Annotated in this window: 21 protein-coding genes; 10 read left to right on the top strand and 11 right to left on the bottom strand. The window is 39.6% G+C overall.

Features of this window, described 5'->3' with window-relative positions; all coding sequences use genetic code 11:
• Positions 1-94 precede the first annotated feature (94 nt).
• Both KZZ04_RS11430 and KZZ04_RS11425 read left to right on the top strand, forming a co-directional pair.
• Positions 95-490, top strand: coding sequence for a hypothetical protein (locus tag KZZ04_RS11430; RefSeq protein ID WP_058403813.1), 396 nt, complete (start codon positions 95-97; stop codon positions 488-490).
• A gap of 2 nt (positions 491-492) precedes the next feature.
• Entirely contained in the window at positions 493-993 is a 501-nt protein-coding gene (locus tag KZZ04_RS11425; protein ID WP_058403812.1) for a prolyl-tRNA synthetase associated domain-containing protein, read from the top strand.
• Here KZZ04_RS11425 and KZZ04_RS11420 read toward each other — a convergent pair.
• Positions 960-2,108 (bottom strand): MFS transporter, encoded by a 1,149-nt coding sequence (locus KZZ04_RS11420; RefSeq protein ID WP_058403811.1) that lies wholly within the window; start codon positions 2,106-2,108, stop codon positions 960-962. The two genes, KZZ04_RS11425 and KZZ04_RS11420, sit on opposite strands and share 34 nt — an antisense overlap.
• Before the next feature lie 195 nt (positions 2,109-2,303).
• Here KZZ04_RS11420 and KZZ04_RS11415 point away from each other — a divergent pair, with 195 nt between their 5' ends.
• The 4 genes from KZZ04_RS11415 (at position 2,304) to KZZ04_RS11400 (ending at position 5,462) form a co-directional block, all read left to right on the top strand.
• Complete coding sequence (locus KZZ04_RS11415) at positions 2,304-2,843, top strand: DUF2058 domain-containing protein (RefSeq protein WP_058403810.1); 540 nt, start codon at positions 2,304-2,306, stop codon at positions 2,841-2,843.
• 182 nt (positions 2,844-3,025) lie between these two features.
• Positions 3,026-3,349: a c-type cytochrome gene (locus KZZ04_RS11410; RefSeq protein WP_058403809.1), complete on the top strand. Its 324-nt coding sequence runs from the start codon at positions 3,026-3,028 to the stop codon at positions 3,347-3,349.
• 143 nt (positions 3,350-3,492) lie between these two features.
• Positions 3,493-4,260, top strand: coding sequence for a class II aldolase/adducin family protein (locus tag KZZ04_RS11405; protein ID WP_219422781.1), 768 nt, complete (start codon positions 3,493-3,495; stop codon positions 4,258-4,260).
• Positions 4,261-4,286: 26 nt separating this feature from the next.
• Positions 4,287-5,462, top strand: coding sequence for a mandelate racemase/muconate lactonizing enzyme family protein (locus KZZ04_RS11400; protein WP_010556678.1), 1,176 nt, complete (start codon positions 4,287-4,289; stop codon positions 5,460-5,462).
• 70 nt (positions 5,463-5,532) lie between these two features.
• On the opposite strand, the gene KZZ04_RS11395 is transcribed toward KZZ04_RS11400, so the two are convergent.
• The 8 genes from KZZ04_RS11395 to zapB all read right to left on the bottom strand — a co-directional run bounded on the left by KZZ04_RS11395 (position 5,533) and on the right by zapB (position 11,259).
• Positions 5,533-5,907 carry a hypothetical protein gene (locus KZZ04_RS11395; RefSeq protein ID WP_219422780.1) on the bottom strand — a complete coding sequence of 125 codons (375 nt, stop codon included), beginning with the start codon at positions 5,905-5,907 and terminating at the stop codon, positions 5,533-5,535.
• 51 nt (positions 5,908-5,958) lie between these two features.
• The gene (locus KZZ04_RS11390; RefSeq protein WP_138530695.1) at positions 5,959-6,798 is read right to left on the bottom strand and encodes an amidohydrolase; all 840 of its coding nucleotides are present in this window, start codon (positions 6,796-6,798) and stop codon (positions 5,959-5,961) included.
• Positions 6,795-7,523, bottom strand: a complete 729-nt coding sequence (locus tag KZZ04_RS11385; protein WP_058403805.1) for an SDR family NAD(P)-dependent oxidoreductase — start codon at positions 7,521-7,523, stop codon at positions 6,795-6,797. The genes KZZ04_RS11390 and KZZ04_RS11385 overlap by 4 nt, the downstream gene beginning before the upstream one ends.
• Before the next feature lie 20 nt (positions 7,524-7,543).
• Positions 7,544-8,032, bottom strand: coding sequence for a peptidylprolyl isomerase (locus KZZ04_RS11380; protein ID WP_058552576.1), 489 nt, complete (start codon positions 8,030-8,032; stop codon positions 7,544-7,546).
• A gap of 63 nt (positions 8,033-8,095) precedes the next feature.
• Positions 8,096-9,583 carry a LysM peptidoglycan-binding domain-containing protein gene (locus KZZ04_RS11375; RefSeq protein ID WP_219422779.1) on the bottom strand — a complete coding sequence of 496 codons (1,488 nt, stop codon included), beginning with the start codon at positions 9,581-9,583 and terminating at the stop codon, positions 8,096-8,098.
• Positions 9,584-9,638: 55 nt separating this feature from the next.
• Positions 9,639-10,661, bottom strand: coding sequence for an MBL fold metallo-hydrolase (locus tag KZZ04_RS11370; protein WP_138530699.1), 1,023 nt, complete (start codon positions 10,659-10,661; stop codon positions 9,639-9,641).
• A gap of 62 nt (positions 10,662-10,723) precedes the next feature.
• Positions 10,724-11,029: a cell division protein ZapA gene (locus KZZ04_RS11365; protein WP_138530701.1), complete on the bottom strand. Its 306-nt coding sequence runs from the start codon at positions 11,027-11,029 to the stop codon at positions 10,724-10,726.
• The gene (gene zapB / locus KZZ04_RS11360; protein ID WP_058403800.1) at positions 11,029-11,259 is read right to left on the bottom strand and encodes a cell division protein ZapB; all 231 of its coding nucleotides are present in this window, start codon (positions 11,257-11,259) and stop codon (positions 11,029-11,031) included. The genes KZZ04_RS11365 and zapB overlap by 1 nt, the downstream gene beginning before the upstream one ends.
• Before the next feature lie 448 nt (positions 11,260-11,707).
• Here zapB and KZZ04_RS11355 point away from each other — a divergent pair, with 448 nt between their 5' ends.
• Entirely contained in the window at positions 11,708-12,547 is an 840-nt protein-coding gene (locus KZZ04_RS11355; protein WP_058403799.1) for a 23S rRNA (adenine(2030)-N(6))-methyltransferase RlmJ, read from the top strand.
• 94 nt (positions 12,548-12,641) lie between these two features.
• On the opposite strand, the gene KZZ04_RS11350 is transcribed toward KZZ04_RS11355, so the two are convergent.
• Both KZZ04_RS11350 and KZZ04_RS11345 read right to left on the bottom strand, forming a co-directional pair.
• Positions 12,642-13,208 carry an alkylphosphonate utilization protein gene (locus KZZ04_RS11350; RefSeq protein WP_138530705.1) on the bottom strand — a complete coding sequence of 189 codons (567 nt, stop codon included), beginning with the start codon at positions 13,206-13,208 and terminating at the stop codon, positions 12,642-12,644.
• A gap of 75 nt (positions 13,209-13,283) precedes the next feature.
• Positions 13,284-14,033 carry an ABC transporter substrate-binding protein gene (locus KZZ04_RS11345; protein WP_138530707.1) on the bottom strand — a complete coding sequence of 250 codons (750 nt, stop codon included), beginning with the start codon at positions 14,031-14,033 and terminating at the stop codon, positions 13,284-13,286.
• 153 nt (positions 14,034-14,186) lie between these two features.
• Between KZZ04_RS11345 and KZZ04_RS11340 the strand changes: the two genes are divergently transcribed.
• The 3 genes from KZZ04_RS11340 (at position 14,187) to KZZ04_RS11330 (ending at position 16,505) form a co-directional block, all read left to right on the top strand.
• A complete protein-coding gene (locus tag KZZ04_RS11340) occupies positions 14,187-15,452 on the top strand; it encodes an EAL and HDOD domain-containing protein (RefSeq protein ID WP_219422778.1) in 1,266 nt (421 codons plus the stop codon).
• Position 15,453: 1 nt separating this feature from the next.
• Complete coding sequence (locus KZZ04_RS11335) at positions 15,454-16,071, top strand: paraquat-inducible protein A (protein ID WP_138530711.1); 618 nt, start codon at positions 15,454-15,456, stop codon at positions 16,069-16,071.
• A gap of 68 nt (positions 16,072-16,139) precedes the next feature.
• Positions 16,140-16,505, top strand: coding sequence for a hypothetical protein (locus KZZ04_RS11330; RefSeq protein ID WP_249310808.1), 366 nt, complete (start codon positions 16,140-16,142; stop codon positions 16,503-16,505).
• Positions 16,506-16,570 lie beyond the last annotated feature (65 nt).

Raw genomic sequence — 16,570 nt, 5'->3', positions numbered from 1 at the left:
ATAAATTTGGTCAAGTATTTTTTCGCTAATTTTCACTGTTTAGATGAATTTTTGATAGACTCGGCTTAATTACTCATTAAAACGACAGAAAATAATGAAAAAAAGTTTTTTTGCACTGGTAGTTTTACTTTCGGGGTGTGCGTCAAATGAAGAGCCGCCTTTTGAAATAAACACTAAACAGTTTTTTGAAAAACAAGACGAGCAAGGAAATAATGTATTTGCTTATGTTGTATCGGTTAAAGCTAAGCACCGTGAAAACTTTAACCTTGATCGTGGACGCAATAACAGGCCTTCTCGCAGTGAGGTTAAAGAATATATTGAGCAAGAACACTTTGAAGAGTCGAGTGTGTTAAAGCTTAAGTTAGAAGACAGGGCCGTTGAATTATTAAAGCAAGAGCTTAAAACGCGTGAGTATTGCGCTAACAAACATGAAATAACAGAAGTTCTATGGCGAGATCTCAGTGTGCAACTAAGAGGGCGTTGTTTGTAACTATGTTAGCGGACAAAACAAAGTTAGAGGCGTGTTTAGCGCATTTAGATATCAATTACGACGTTATTGAACATCCACCTTTGCATACTAGTTTAGCAGCTGATGAATTATTGCTTGAACGTCCAGGTACACGTTTAAAAAATTTATTTTTGCGTGATAACGAAGGTAAACGTCATTTTTTAGTTATTACAGCTCACAATAAGCAGTTAGATCTAAAAGCGCTTTCAAAACAGCAAGGTTTGTCGCGTTTAGGGTTTGCTTCAAGCGAGCGTTTAGCAACCTATTTAAAAGTTGCGCCAGGGTGCGTATCAATGCTTGCGTTACTTAACGACAAACAAAGTGCGGTAACCGTATGGTTAGATCAAGATATTTGGTTTGGCGATCTATTTCATTGCCACCCATTTGAAAATACACAAACGTGGATTTTGAGCAAACCAGACTTAGAAGCTTTTTTTGAATACACAGCACATCAACCGCGAGTTATGTTTTTACCGTCAAAGTGAGCCCAAATCACAAGCAATAATCCGCACAAACACATAATAAGCAGGGTTAGCATAAAGGGTGTTTGTCCGTATTTTTGGTATACCACACCTGGTAATAACGAGCCAATGGCACCTCCACTGTAGTAAAATGAAACATACCCTCCATTTGTCACGCTTGGTGGTGCCTCACTTATTTTATTAACCAGTGGGGCTGCGGTTGAATGAATAATAAACATAGCCCCACAAAATAGCGTGAATGCAGTTAAAAAGACGCTAAGCTGGTGGCTCATGAGCACAACAATACTAAGGCTGTAAAAAATGAAGGTCGCCCCTAATACGTGCCAAGCTGAAGGCGCTTTTTTTAATAGCCAAGGCGTGGCAATAGAAGCCAAGGCTCCAATTAAGTAGCCACTGTAAACCAAACCAATATCACGCGTGTTTGTAATTAAAAATGTACTTTGCAGTATAAATGGCAAATAATTAAGTAAGGCTGCAAAACAAAAAAACATACAAAATACAGCGCCATAAACTTTTAAAACAGGGCCCTCCTTAAGTTGTTTGATGTAATCTAGAGGCGATTTTTGAGCGTGAGTACCAATGTTGTTGAATTTATGGGGCTTAATTAGCATAGCTAAAAAAACAAGCATAAAAGCAATTAAGTAATAAAAGCTTTGCCAATGCCATAAGTCGCTAAATAGCGCAGCAAGTACCCTTCCAAAATAACCGCCTGCAATACTGCTGCCTATATAAAGAGTCATATTTTTTTGAAGTGTATCAGCGGTGAAACTTATTCCTATAAAGCTGGTCATGGCAGTTAATGCTGCAGGAAGGGTAAGGCCTTGTAAAAATCGTACTAATAGTAAGAGCTCAAAACTTGGTACCCAAATAAATAGTAAGCAGCTAAAGCCCAGTACTATCATTGCAATACGAAGTATTTTTAAAGGATTTTGTTTGGCTAGAAACAGGCCATACACTAATGGTGCAATAGCTAAGGGCAACATTGTTGCCGTCATTAAGCTGCCTGCTGTGGCAGGCGATACACCAAACTCACTAGCAAATAGGCCGAGTAGAGGCTGAGGTGCGTAAAGCACGAAAAATATAACAACAGAGCAAGCAAGTAGGTGAATTAAGCGCATTATTTGGCTTTTAGGTAACTAGTTGGCTTTTTTATTGTATTAAAAATCCCCCAGAATTGATAATTATAAAGTACGCTGTTGTCCCATATCATGCTAAGTATAAAGGAGTTTATTAGATTAATGTCGATAGCGCTGTTATTTAAACTCGTAGGTGATTAAAATAACGCTAATACTAGTTTTTATTGGAACAATGCCATGGGTTCATTACAAGACCAATTGCTGCAAGCAGGGTTAACAACATCGCATAAAGCTAAAGTTGCTAAATCAGAAAAACGTAAGCAACAAAAAAAACAGAAAAAAGGGGCAACAAGTAACCCTAATGATCTGCAAAAGCATATTCAACAAACTAAGCTTGAGCAGCAAAAAAAGGCGGAAGAGTTAAACCAAGCCCGCCAAGTGACTTTAAAACAGCGTGAGCAAGAAGCGCGTGTTAAGCAAATTTTAGAACACAACAATCAAGATGCTATTCGTGGTGAGCGAACCTTTAATTTTACTTACGATAAAAAAGTAAAAAGTATTGAAGTGAATGAAAAAACTCAAAAAGCATTGTCGGGTGGTCGTTTAGCGATCTGTGTTCTAGAGGGGCAGTTTTACGTATTAGAAGATGAGCCAGCACGCAAAGTGGCTGAAGTAGACGAAAAATACATTGTTTTTCATGTTGAACCTGAAAACAAGCCTAAAGATGAGGACGACCCATACGCAGACTTTGAGGTACCAGACGATTTAGTTTGGTAACAATCAATTAAGCGTCTGCTCATTTTTGTTTGCTAAACTAGTTTTAGGTAAATAGAAACGAGCTAGCAGTGCAGGGTTAAGTTGATCGTCTAGCATCGTTTCTAACGTATGCTTTTTATTTGATTATTGACTACAATCAATTGAACAGTTTTTTCTAACCGTCAAAAAGAAGAGTAAATACAATGAGCAAGATGAAAACACTACTACTAGGCGCGGGCATTAGCTTAGCCGCAAGTTTCTCGTTTAATGCAGCTGCCGCTGATGGTGCCGCATTATACACTGCAAAAAATTGTCAAACCTGTCATGGTGCAGATGGTAAAGCACCAATCATGGGTATGTATCCTAAACTTAATGGTCAAAACAAAGATTATTTAGTTGCACAAATGAAAGATATTAAGTCGGGTGCACGTAATAATGGTATGTCTATGGCTATGAAGGCAATGGTTGCTACAGTAACTGACGAAGAGTTTGAAGCTATTGCAGACTACTTATCTAAAGTAAAATAACTCAAAGTAGTTATTAACCCTTTAAAAAACAGCCACACAAATGTGTGGCTGTTTTTGTTTGTTGATTGCTATAAAACGCAGAGTGTTTTAGACTTCTAAACATCTATTCGCATTCATTATCTGCGTATTTTAAAAGGTTTATTATGTTTGATTTACCCCAACTTGATTTAAAAAATAAAGTGTCTGCTCAAGAGTGGCAACTACGTGTCGATCTTGCGGCATGTTACCGGCTAGTGGAGCATTTTCGTTGGGGAGACTTAATTTATACGCATTTATCGGCTCGTTTGCCCTGGACTGACCATTATCTAGTTAACGCTTTTGGGTTAACATTTGACGAAGTAACCGCGTCAAACTTAGTTAAGGTTGACCTAAACGGGAATATAATTGACGACACTCCCTTTAGCATTAACCCTGCTGGCTTTACTATTCACAGTGCAATACACGAGGTCAGAGAAGACGCGCATTGCGTTATTCATTTACACACCAAAGAAACCATTGCTGTGGCTACCCAAAAAAAGGGTTTATTGCCATTGAGCCAGTATTCAATGTTTTCGTTACCGTCGCTTTCATATCATGGTTACGAAGGCCTTGCAGTTAATGATGATGAGCGCAAAGTACTACAGGATGACTTAGGTTCAAATAATCATATGTTATTAGTCAACCATGGTGGCTTAACGGTAGGCCCGACCGTAGGCGATGCGTTTATGCGTTTTTACGACTTACAACGCGCCTGCGAAATACAATTAGCGCTGCAAGCTAGCTCGCAAGAAGTTATTCCTGTACCTCAACCAACTATCGACAATATTTATAACCAAGCCAACGTGGTACACAGCGGCAGCACTGGAGGCCAGCTTGCTTGGCCTGCGATGCTACGAAAAGCATATCGGCTTGATCCCAGTTTTGCAAAATAACCCGAACAGGTTAATAAGGAATTTTTATGAAGGTAAATCGCGTAGAAGTATTTGATATTCACTGTCCAGAGCGCCCAGCGTGGACACCTGTATTTGTTCGCATCCATACTGATGAGGGCATTAGTGGTGTGGGTGAAGCCGGTCTTGCTTACGATTTAGGCCATAGCGCGGCCGCCGCCATGATCAAAGAAATGGCAGATGCCTTTTTAATTGGTCACGACCCGTTTCAAACAGAAAAGCTGTGGTCTCGTATGTTACGAGAAAGCTTTTGGGGTTTAGGCGGTGGACCCGTTGTGTACGCTGCAATGAGTGCTATTGATACCGCGCTTTGGGATATTAAAGGTAAAGCGCTTGGGTTACCGGTCTATCAATTACTGGGTGGTAAGGTTAACGATAAACTTCGTACTTATGCATCGCAACTGCAGTTTGACTGGGATAGCGAATTTAAAGCACTAGTACAGCCACAAGAGTATGCAGAGGCGGCATTAAAAGCCATAGCAGAGGGTTACGATGCAGTAAAAGTAGATCCAATTCAATACGATAAAGACGGTAATACGTATTACGATCGCACTAATATTATTTCACGCCCAGAAATGAAGTTATACCGCGCGCGTATGCAAGCTATTCGTGAAGCTGTGGGCGATGAAGTCGATATTATTTTTGAATGTCATAGTTTACCGGGTGCCACATCAGCTATTCAAATTGGTGAAATAGCCGAAGAATTTGATTGTATGTATTTTGAAGAGCCTGTGAACTACTTAAATCACTCGTTGCATGCCAAAGTAGCGGATAAAGTTAACGTACCCATTGCGGGCGGTGAGCGCTTGTACAACCGCTGGGGGGTTCGTCCTTATTTAGAAGATCAGAGTATTGACGTGCTTCAGCCAGATATAGGGTTATGTGGTGGTTTTACTGAAACTAAAAAAGTATGTGATTACGCCGATATTTTTGATGTACGTATTCAGGCGCACGTGTGTGGTGGACCTGTTGCGACAGCTGCATCGTTACACCTAGAAACCGCTATTCCTAACTTTTTGATACATGAGCATCATACTTATGCGATTAAAAAGTGGAACCGTGAATTGTGTTTACAAGATCCACAACCTAAAAATGGTTTCTTTGAAGTGTCTGAGGAGCCAGGTTTAGGTATTGAGTTAAACGATGAAATTGTGATGCGTTCACAACGAGTAGAAATAAAATAATAACTAAGCTTTGTCTTAATTTAAAAAGCCGGTAAGTGACTATTCACTTATCGGCTTTTTATTAGCAACATTAAGGTAATTCGTTCATTACGCACTTAACGCCTTTGAGCTCTCGCGTGGCTTTGCTATCTACGTGGCGTATAAAGCATTGTTTATTTTTTATCATCAGTTCAAATTGGTCGGGCGGATTAAGCTGATGACTTTTTATAATGTTATTTTTGTTTAGATTCCCCAGCGTAACCACACTATTTTTTGTAAATACATCGTCAGCTAACGTTATGTTTTGCATATTCGTAATGGTACTAATTACTTTGTTAACCGCGCTTTGATTAGGCGCTAAAAGTAGTGCATGTTGTAATTTGGGGGTTGGTTCAGCGCGTTGCGACACACAGCCACTTAATAAGGCGCACCAGGCTAAGCTCACAATGAATAATGTATTTTTCATAAAACCTACGCCATTTTAAGCATAATAGAATTTAAATATAACGACTTTTACTTACACTTGGTAGTAGTGCATTGCATTTGCATAGCTGAGCTTATGCCATAGGCTATGGCTTTTACACAGCGCGTAATGCTGATGCCATAGCGCATTGTAATGAGTGTTTATTTGGCATACCGGAAAGTTACTAGCAAACATAATACGCTGCTCGCCAAAGTGTTGTAAAAGCCATTTAAAGCATGCTTCTTGTTGTGCTTGTGTCAGGCTTAATAACTCAAAGCCAGAAAATTTAATAGCAATGTTTTTATGTTGGGCGAGTAATTCAACGCTTTGTTGCCAAGAGGCTAAGTCATCAGGCAACCCTGCATGATTAAGAATAATTTGTAGATGAGGTAATTGCTTTGCACAGTGAGCAATATGATTAGCTACGCTAACGTTGTGTAGTTCAAATTGCGCTTCAAAATGCAGTTTATTTGTCGCTAATAAATCAAGATTATGAATACAACGAGGGCTTTTTAGCCTTATAGCATCATCGCCTTCTGTTATATCTCTAATGCCACATAGGCTCGAATGCGCCAGCGCATCGAGCGCGTCACTAAATTGCTCAGCAAGCGCATCTATTTGGTTAAAACTAATGGCTTTAAATGGCACTTCACTTAAATGCTTACTTAGCCAATTAAGTTCATTGATAGGGGCCGAATTATCAAAGCCCGCTTCTATGTGTACAATACCCGCAAGTTCAAAATCAGTACTTTTAACAAGTTGCTCTGCACTTATTGGTTGTTTTATTTTGTCTAAATTGGGCCATGCTGGTGGGTTTTTGCCTTGTAACCAAGTGTACTGACCATCAAGTAAATTAAAAAAATGAACATGCGGGTCAATTATCTTGGTACTCATTGGGCTGTATAGCCGCCATCAATACTTTGTAAGCTACCAGTAATAAAGCTTGCGTCGTCACTTGCTAAAAAACTCACAAGAGCGGCTACTTCATCGGCTTGGCCTAATCGGTTTAGCGGTTGCAGGCTTGCTTCTTCTGCCACTATATCGGCTTTGTTTGCACCACTTTTATCGCAGTAAGCGTCAATTGCGTTATGAAATAAAGGGGTTTCAATTGTGCCTGGGCACACTGCATTAGCACGAATGTTAAAGCGTGCGTAATCAAGTGCCGTGGTTTTTGCCATAGAGGCGAGAGCATGCTTAGTAAGGTTGTAGGCAAATGAATTGTGCTTAGCAATTAATGCTTGGTCAGACGCTATTAATATAATAGAACCCGCATTATTTGCTTTCATACAGGGTAGTACACTTTGTACAGCCGCGTAGGCACCTTTTACATTAAGCGCAAATAGCGCATCGAGCGTTTGCTCATCAGTGCTTTCTATATTTGCGCTTAGGTGTTTTCCAGCATTAGAAACCAGTACATCAATACGTTGAGATTGTTTATATACCGCTTTGATAGAGCGTCGAACAGCATCCACATCACTTACATCGCAATGATGAAAAACGCCCACATCGCTCGGTGTGATATCAAGGTTGTGAACCTCATAGCCACTACTTAGCAGGCGTTTTATTACCGCTAGGCCAATCCCTTTCGTTCCACCTGTTACAATTGCAACTTTTGACATACGGGTTCCTTTTTAGCTAATTAGTGAGCGTGGCCACAGCCGCCTTCAGCATGAACATGGCCATGCGAAATTTCTTCGCTAGTTGCTTCGCGTACCGATACAACTTCTACATCAAATGTCAGTGTTTTACCTGCAAATGGGTGATTTAGGTCACAATCGGCATTAAAACGACCTACTTTAACAATCGTCACCTGATGACGGCCTTGGTTAGACTGAACCATTGCAGTCATGCCTGGCTTCCATACTTTAACATCGCCTTGTAAGTGCTTAAGTGGTATACGTTGAATTAAGTCATCAACACGCTCACCATAAGATTCACTTGGCTCAAGCGTTACACTAAATTTTTCGCCAGCGTTTTTACCCTCAAGGGCTTTTTCTAAACCAGGTAACATACCTTCGCTGCCATGAATGTAGCTAAGTGGCGCATCATTTACACTGCTTTCAATTTGTTCACCCGCTTCACTAAGTGTGTAGTGAAACTCTACTGCCGAATTTTTACTAATTTGCATGCTGTTCTCTTTAAAATAACTATGTTGGGCGTGATTTTACGCGAAATAGATTGGTTTATAAACTTAACGTGGTTGATTTAGTGTTTTTTGCAAATCATGTAGTAAATCTTGTTTGATTGGCTGCGCTTGTGGTTTTTCTGCTTGAGGGATATAAAGCACTAACTGACGGCCGGGTTTTAAAATGCTGGATGCCGACAGTTTATTCCATTTGGCCAAATCGCTATGTGGTACATCGTAAAGTTGGCTAATGCTCCACAGGCTATCACCGGTTTTTACGGTGTAGTCTATTTCTATGGTTGGGATAGCAATGTCTTCTTGGTGTTCTAAATAAGGGCTTATTTTGTAATCTATAGTTAAGGAGCTTGGTAGGGTTTTGGGTTGCCCAACCAGTAGCTTTTCGCCTACGCCAATAAAGTTGTTGGTTTTGTTATTGAGTTGTTTTAGCATTTTTACCGACATGCTAAAGCGTTTGGCAATAGCATAAAGTGTGTCGTTTTGTTTTACTCTGTATTCACCTGCAAAATTAGATTTAAAAAACTGACTTTTTAATAATGCTTCTTGGCCTATTGGTAGCAATAAGGTATGTGGTCCGTTTGGCGAGCTTTGATTTTTTAAATACCCTTGGTTTATCGCATGCAGCTGCTTTGACCCAATACCTGACAGCTTGGCAATAACCGAAAAATCGAATTGCTGGCCTATATTCATTTGTGTGGTGAGTGGTTTATAGGCAAGTTTTGGCTGCTTCATACCTTTTTGTGGATGCTTAACTAAATAACTTAAAGCGAGCAATTTTGGCACGTAATCGGCGGTCTCTTTTGGCAAGCTTAGCGACCAAAAGTCAGTGCTTTTTCCTCGTTTAGTATTTTTCTCTATGGCCCGCTTTACGCGTCCTTCACCGCTATTGTAGGCTGCCAATGCATGTAGCCAATTGCCGTTAAAACGCTTATGTAAATAGCTCAAGTAATCAAGTGCCGCATCAGTAGAGGCTAATACATCTTGGCGACCGTCGTACCATTGATCTGACTTAATACCAAAGTGATATGCTGTCGCCCCTACAAGTTGCCATACCCCAACGGCTTGTTGCGATGAGGCAACCGTGGGCCTAAAGTCACTTTCTACAAAAGGTAGCAGTGCTATTTCCATTGGTAGGTTTCTTTGCTCTATTTTTTTTACTATGTGATACAAATAAGGCGCTGCACGTTTGCTTACCGTGGTTAGGTATTTAGGCTGTTTTAAATACCAGTTAATGCGTTTCTTTAAAGCTCGATTTTGATAAACCGTAAAATGTAAGTTGTTGGCAATATGCACCCACAAATCCGTTGTTTTTGCTGGGCGCTTTTTTACAACTCTATTTTTAAGTTTGAGTGAGGGAGTGTTTTTTTCAATAAGACTGGTTTGTTGCTCTGGGTTTACTGTGGCAGTTACGTTTTCGTGATTTGCGTAATCAGGCTCAAAGTGAGTAAATATTTGAGGCGCTTCCGTCTGCTTTTGCTCGGTTGATTCACAACCAAACAAAAAGAGTCCTAAAAAGCATAATATCAAACTGCGCATAATGATCACTTTAGTCAATTCCTTTTATTATTTTAACACAATCCGTTGTGTTGGGTTATTTTAAGCTTTTAGCGCGGTTAAGTCCCGCTTGTAAAAATAACTGACTCGACCTTTTGTTAAGCGTGTCTTGCTGGTAGGGAGCGAGCACTTTTTGTGGAAACGTTTCTATGAGTGATTCAGTCGTTAGATTTTGATTACTTTCGACGTGCTCAGTGAGTGCATTTAAAAATGCCAGAGGCTGCTTGAGTTGTTGCTTGTTAAGTATGCCGCCATGCCCGGGTATAATTAGTGATAGCTTTTCATTGCCAATATATTGCTTTAATAAAGTTTGCCAACTTTCAAGTTCACCGTGTCCCGGATAGGGAAGCCAATCAACAATGTCGCCACCAATAAGTATGCTTTCATTGTTTGTAGTAACGGTTAAATCGCCATTAGTGTGCGCTATATGGGGGGTAATATTTAATTCAAAACTGCCTAGGTCAAGTGTTGTACTTACTGCCAATGCTATGTCTGGAGGGCTAAGTTGGTACTCGCGCCAACGAAAAAGTCGTGTTTTAGCCAACTCTAGCTTTTCTCGCCATGCTGTTTGTTCTTCTTTGGGGATTGATGCTAAGCGCTGATAGCTCAGTTCAATGCTTTTTTCATAGCTGTCGAGTTTATCAGTGTAGGCTTTTTGATAGGTTTTAAAGTCTGCGCTTACTTGCTGGTGGGTGATAAGTTTGGCATTAGGATAAAAGTGTTGAATAACTGCCATGCCCAGTAAGTGATCGTCATGATAATGGGTTGCAACCAAATAACAAAGAGGCGTTTTAAGGCGTTTTTTTAGTTCAACAACAAGTTGTTCAACACCTGCAAAATTTCCACTGGTATCTACTAGTAAAGCGCATTCATCACCCTCAATTAATACTTGGTTAGAGTCGTAAAAACGTAGAGCGTCTTGTTGTTTTAAAAATTGGATGTTGTTGTTAATGGTTTGCCAGCTAATGGCTGCATTTGAATTGGCTGTGAAAAAAAGTAAACATATTATTAGGAATGTACATTTTAACGATGAGTGAATACCAGGTAAGGAGTACTTCATTAACTATCTCTTGCAGGCCAATTATTACCCTAATGATAAACAAAAAGCGCAGGTTGCGCTTTTTATTTTGTTTGTTTTGGGTCATTTGCCAAATGTTGACTCAGTTTATCAACAAGCTGGTCTTGATGTTTCTGCTCAACAGTTGCTTGTGTTTTTGCTTCAAGCAAATCGTGGCTTAAATTAAGTGCTGCCATAAGCAATGCTTTTTGATCGTTTCGAACGGTTGAACGCTGTTTCATTTGTTCAACTAAGTCGTTTAGATTTTTAGCTGCTGCTATCAATGCCTCTTCTTGTCCTTGCGGACAAGCAAATTGCTGCTCTTTACCTAGCAACTCAACAGTGACCCGCTGGTTTTGCAGCTCAGACATTAGCTAGCCTGTTGTGCGCTTTGTAATTTATCTAGTAAGCCAGATAACGTTGTGCTGGCATCTTTTTGCTTTTCTTCGTTTTCAAGCGCTTCTAGTTGTAAAAGTTCATTATCATCAGCGAGTTTACTATTTTGCTCTTTTAAGCTAGCAACATCAGTTTGTAATTGATTATTGCGTTCAATAAGTGAATCGATCAGTTGTTCGAGTTGTTGAAGAGTAGTGTTGTCCATAAGGCGCTCATATAACTGTAATTAATGTCTTGCAAATGTAAAGCAAAGTGCATTGATTTACTAGCATTTAGGCCAGTTTTAGCTGATTTTTCTTCTTTGTTAAGGGATAATTCATACAACGTGCTTTTTTGTTCAGAAATGGTTCATTTAAGCGCCCCTTATCCGAGGCGTTATTGGACTTTGCGGATTGAAAGTTGTTTAAATTAGGGGCTATTTAATCGCAGCGCGAGGTTTGTAACCCAGTGGACTCGATGACTGCTCCTGCGTTACTCTCTGAATTACATTCATGTAAGAATAACCACACTATGTAGGTTCTACCTTGCCTGAAAATCCAATAAGCTGCTGAAAGTTTAACCTTGAAAGGTTAACAGACCCTAGTGCAAGTTGCTAAAGCCCAGTGCTTATGGTTCACTTGCGATATTAAATTGCGTATGGCGAAAATAAAATAATGCTTAGTTACAGACACTCATTTCATGCGGGTAATCCGGCCGATGTTCTTAAACACCTTGTGTTGGCTCAGGTCCTTAAATATCAAACAATTAAAGATAAGCCGCTTGATTACATTGATACGCATTCTGGCGCCGGTTTTTTTGAACTTGCTGCAGCTGATGCCCAAAAAACGCAAGAATATCAAGACGGTATTGAAAAATTGTGGACTCACACAAGCCAGCATGAAGCACTTAACGAATACATTGAGCTAATTAAATCGTTCAATAATACGAGTGACCTCGATTTTTATCCGGGCTCGCCAAAAATTGCTGAACATTATTTACGCCGCCAAGATAAAGGCTGGTTTTTTGAATTGCACCCGCGAGACTTATTGCTTTTAGAGGATAATATGCAGGGTAAGCGTTCTATTCGAGTGCGCGGCGAAAACGGGTTTACTGGTTTAGTTGGGTTACTGCCACCTGCATCACGCAGGGCATGTGTATTAATCGACCCGCCATACGAAGTTAAAGATGATTATGAGTGCGTTGTAAAAACATTAGTTAAAGCGCATCAACGATTTGCAACGGGTACATACATGATTTGGTATCCGGTTGTTGACCGAGAGCGCATTAACAACATGGAGCAGGGTTTAATTGACTCCGGTATGCGAAATATTCAGTTATTCGAGTTGGGAACAGAGGCTGATACTGACGTCCATGGTATGACTGCATCCGGTATGATAGTGATTAATCCGCCATGGAAGCTTAAACAAACTATGGATGCGGTATTACCTGAGTTAGTTTCGTTACTAAGTAAACCAAGCGGCTTTTATAGGTGCGAGCAACTCGTCGACGAATAACGACTGTTCATAAAAATGCCCAGTATTGCTGGGCATTTTTGTTCTACTGTATTACTTTCGGTTAAAAGCGAAAATAGTGTGAATTATTTTGCACTTACTTTTTTACAAATTTAGTAAGAATCACAATTCGCTGGCCATCAACACGCCCTTCAATGTGCTCTGGGTTACTGGTTAAACCAATATTGCGTACCGCAGTGCCGCGTTTTGCTGTAAGACTACTGCCTTTTACATCCAAGTCTTTTATGAGTGTCACGGTATCGCCAGCTTGAAGAACCACGCCATTACTATCGATATGCTTCACGTCGTCATCTTCTGCAAGTGCTTTTTTAGCCCAAGCCAAGGTCTCTTCTTCAAGGTATACCATGTCTAGAGCGTCTTGTGCCCAGCCATTATCTGGCGCTAAGCGAGATAGCATTCTATACGCAACAACTTGAACTGCAGGTGTTTGGCTCCACATGCTGTCGTTTAAACAGTGCCAATGTGTTGGCGTTATATCTACTGTGTTTTCAATTTGTTCTTTGCATGTTTGGCAAGTGTAAATGCATTTATCTGAATGGGTATCCGTAACCGGCGGAACTTCATAAACAGATAAGTCATTGGTAGCTGTACATAATTCACATTGGTTATTGCTGCGTTCAATTAAAGCTTTTTCAATACTCATAGGGACTACTTTTTTGGTCGAGTTGATATTTTTGCGTAGTATAACTCAGCACACTGAGAGTGTGTTATAAATCCCTTAATTTTGTGTGGGTATATCTTGCATGTATTTTTTAGCTGCATTTGTTATGTAGCCGTTGCCATGTAGATTTTTTATTGTTTTATTAATAACCGGTAATAAGTGTTTGTGTTTACTCAATAAGCGAATTCTTAAAAAGCCATGAGAATATTGAGCACCAAAACCCATACTCACATTTAGCTGTTGTGACCAATATAAGGCAGGTAGTTTACTTATAATGGCAACATCGACTCTTTTACGAACAAGCGCTTCCATGAGTTCTTTTTCTGAGGGGAAATCCACTCGATTAAATGAATCATCACTATGGTAATAATACCCTAATACGGTGCCTACATTTTTACCTGTTAGATTTGAGATGTTTTTCCATTTGCTTGAGTTTTCGGGCAAGGTTACAAGCATTTCGGTGACCGTAATTAAAGGGTCTGAAAACACATACATGGTGTTATTGCGCTCGCTTTGGGGTAGCCAATTAAGCGAAATAACATCAAAGTCTATGATGCCTTCATTAAGATATTTGGTGATTCGTTTTGTAGGTAGAGGTTCGTGATAAGCAGTTATGTTGGCATCAACAAGGACTTTTTCAATGATTTCAGGTAATACGCCAGGGTGATCTGGGTTATTTGTGTAATAAGGGTAGTGACTCCCAGATGAGCTAATATTGTATTTTAACGTATTCTGTTTTTCTGTTGCCAAAGTAGAAAGCGAGCATATTGCACAGCACGTTATTAGTAACCATTTCAAACAAGTCAAACTTCCTCCTTCGCTAATAAATTTTTTACTAGTTTTATTTACTTTGCATAGTATTGCAACGATTAAGATATTTTTACTATACTTTTAGTATCCAACATAGATTAGACTCAAAGGAGTAAGCTTAATCTTATATAACCTTATAGGCGAATTATATTGAACGTGTCTGATACTCCATCGCTAACACCTACTTTGACACAATATGTTGCTCGGCAACCAATATTTAATGCCGAAAAAGCAGTGTTTGCTTACGAGCTACTTTACCGAAACTCAGCAAATAATGCGTTTCCTGTCGGTACGAGTGATGAGCACGCAACCAGCCGTTTGTTTTTTAATACGCTGATGCTGGTTGGCGCAGAAAAGCTCACTGCCCACCAACTTGCTTTTGTGAATCTTTCTACAGATGCCTTGTTAGATGAATTCCCTAAATTATTAAACCCAGAGCATACTGTCATTGAGATTGTAGAGCGTACGGTAAATATTGCAGCGGTTGCCAGTCGTATTAAAACACTAAAAGCTCAGGGGTATATATTTGCACTGGACGATTATGACGGCGATGAAAAATGGGAGCCGCTACTCGCCCTTGTTAGCTACATAAAAATTGAAGCTGAAGAGCCTATTATTAAAACTAACATGCGGGTTAAAAAGTTAAAACGTAGCTACCCTCATTGCAAAATAATTGTAGAGCGAATAGAAACCTACGATCAGTTTATAAACTTACGCGATGCAGGGTGTGATTATTTTCAGGGGTTCTTTTTTGCTCGCCCAGAAATGCTCACTTACAGTGGAGTCGACCCTTCAAAAGTTACCGTTTTCGAACTCCTTAAAGCAATAGCAAAAGAATCGTTATGCTTTGAAGAAATTCATCAGCGTGTAGCTAAAGATGTAGGAATAACGGCGCGAATTTTACGTTTAGCAAATGCGCGCTCTGGTAATAGTAATTTAGTTATCACGTCTATATCGCAAGCTGTTGTTTATTTAGGTGAAGACGTAATTCGCCAATTTGTGCGCGTATTAGCTGTTAGCGATTTAGGAATAGATAAACCCACAGAGTTAACTAAATTTGCTCTTGTACGCGCTCGGTTAATGGAACTTATATTAACAGAAACAAACAAGAATTTATCTCAGCAAGGTTACTTGGTGGGGTTGTTTTCGATGCTTGATGCAATATTAGATATTGAACTAGCAACTATTGTAAAAGAGTTTACGCTTGATAAAAGCATTACAGATGCTTTGCTAATGCAAACCGGTTTGTTGGGTGATTGCTTATTGCTTACAAAAGCGATTGAAACTAAAAATTGGCCAATGGTTGAAACACAACTTAAGCTGGTTAACCCAGAGATGGAAATAGAAAAAGTATACAGTTTTATATTAGAGTCAATGCTTTATAGTGATGATGTAATAGAAGTTATGAGCGAATAAGATGCGTAATTTTTTATCTGTTGTAAGTGTGGTTATTGCTTTATGTTTGTTATTTCCGGGTATTACAAAACCAGTGCTAACAATTGAGGGAAATATTGATAAATCAAAACTTGCTCAAGCGGGTATTGAAATGTTAGCAGAAGAAGGCGATGGCCGAACGCGCAGTATGCTAATGATGTTTTCAAACATGTTGGGGCTAGATAAGTTAGAAGGCGAGATTAGCGCCTATAGCAAAACGCAAAGTATTTACGGCACTATTAAAGACCTAGCAAATAATAATAATTTGCTTGTTGCTATCTTGGTTGGTCTTTTTTCAGTGGTGGTACCAAGCCTAAAGTTATTATTACAGCTACTGTATTGCTGTTTACCAGTGAATAAGCTTAAGCAAGTTTGTGGCAATATTGTGTGTGCGCTCAGCAAATGGAGTATGGTTGATGTATTTGTAATAGCATTAATTGTTACGTATTTAGCAGGCAATGCACACGCTAAAAGTGGTGAATTACTTGTTATGAATGCACAGTTTGGTGAAGGGTTTTGGTACTTTGGAGCCTATTGTCTATTTGCAGTTACTGCCAGCTATTTAATTAAAACTCAAACCAAACTACATAACACGCCCTAAATTATTTGTAGTCGTTTATAAGTTACTTTAAACTCTCTTTTTTTGATAGGGGTATCACTTTGCAACGCATGTACACTATTTTACTGACGCTTACTTTACTACTCACGTTTGTGGGTCAGTCTTTTGCGTCTGTAGCAAGTGAATGTGAAATGCCTCATCAGTCTAATGCTCACGTTAATATGCATTTGGGCAATACCAACGAAGGGAACAACAGCGCTCACCATACCATGATGCAAATGGATTGCTGCGATGACGAGGCGACGGCTCAAAACGAATGCAGTTGCCCCGTTAATGGCTGTACCGCTAACTCAATGCTTAATGTTGATATTTTATTAGTTACTGCAGTTATTATTACTGAAAAAGTGAATACGCCCGAGTTAAGTGCTCAAACAACCTCTCCCAAATCACTTTACCGCCCTCCTATGTTTGCTTAAATAGCAGGATAGGTGTGTCTAAATTTTATGAACCTCTAGCTGATTTTGACCCTTTGAAAACGTGA

The sequence above is a fragment of the Pseudoalteromonas sp. CR1 genome (genome assembly GCF_019392235.1).
GTDB lineage: Bacteria > Pseudomonadota > Gammaproteobacteria > Enterobacterales > Alteromonadaceae > Pseudoalteromonas.
Note: the sequence above shows the minus strand (reverse complement) of the source record. Positions and strands in the feature narration are given on the sequence as shown.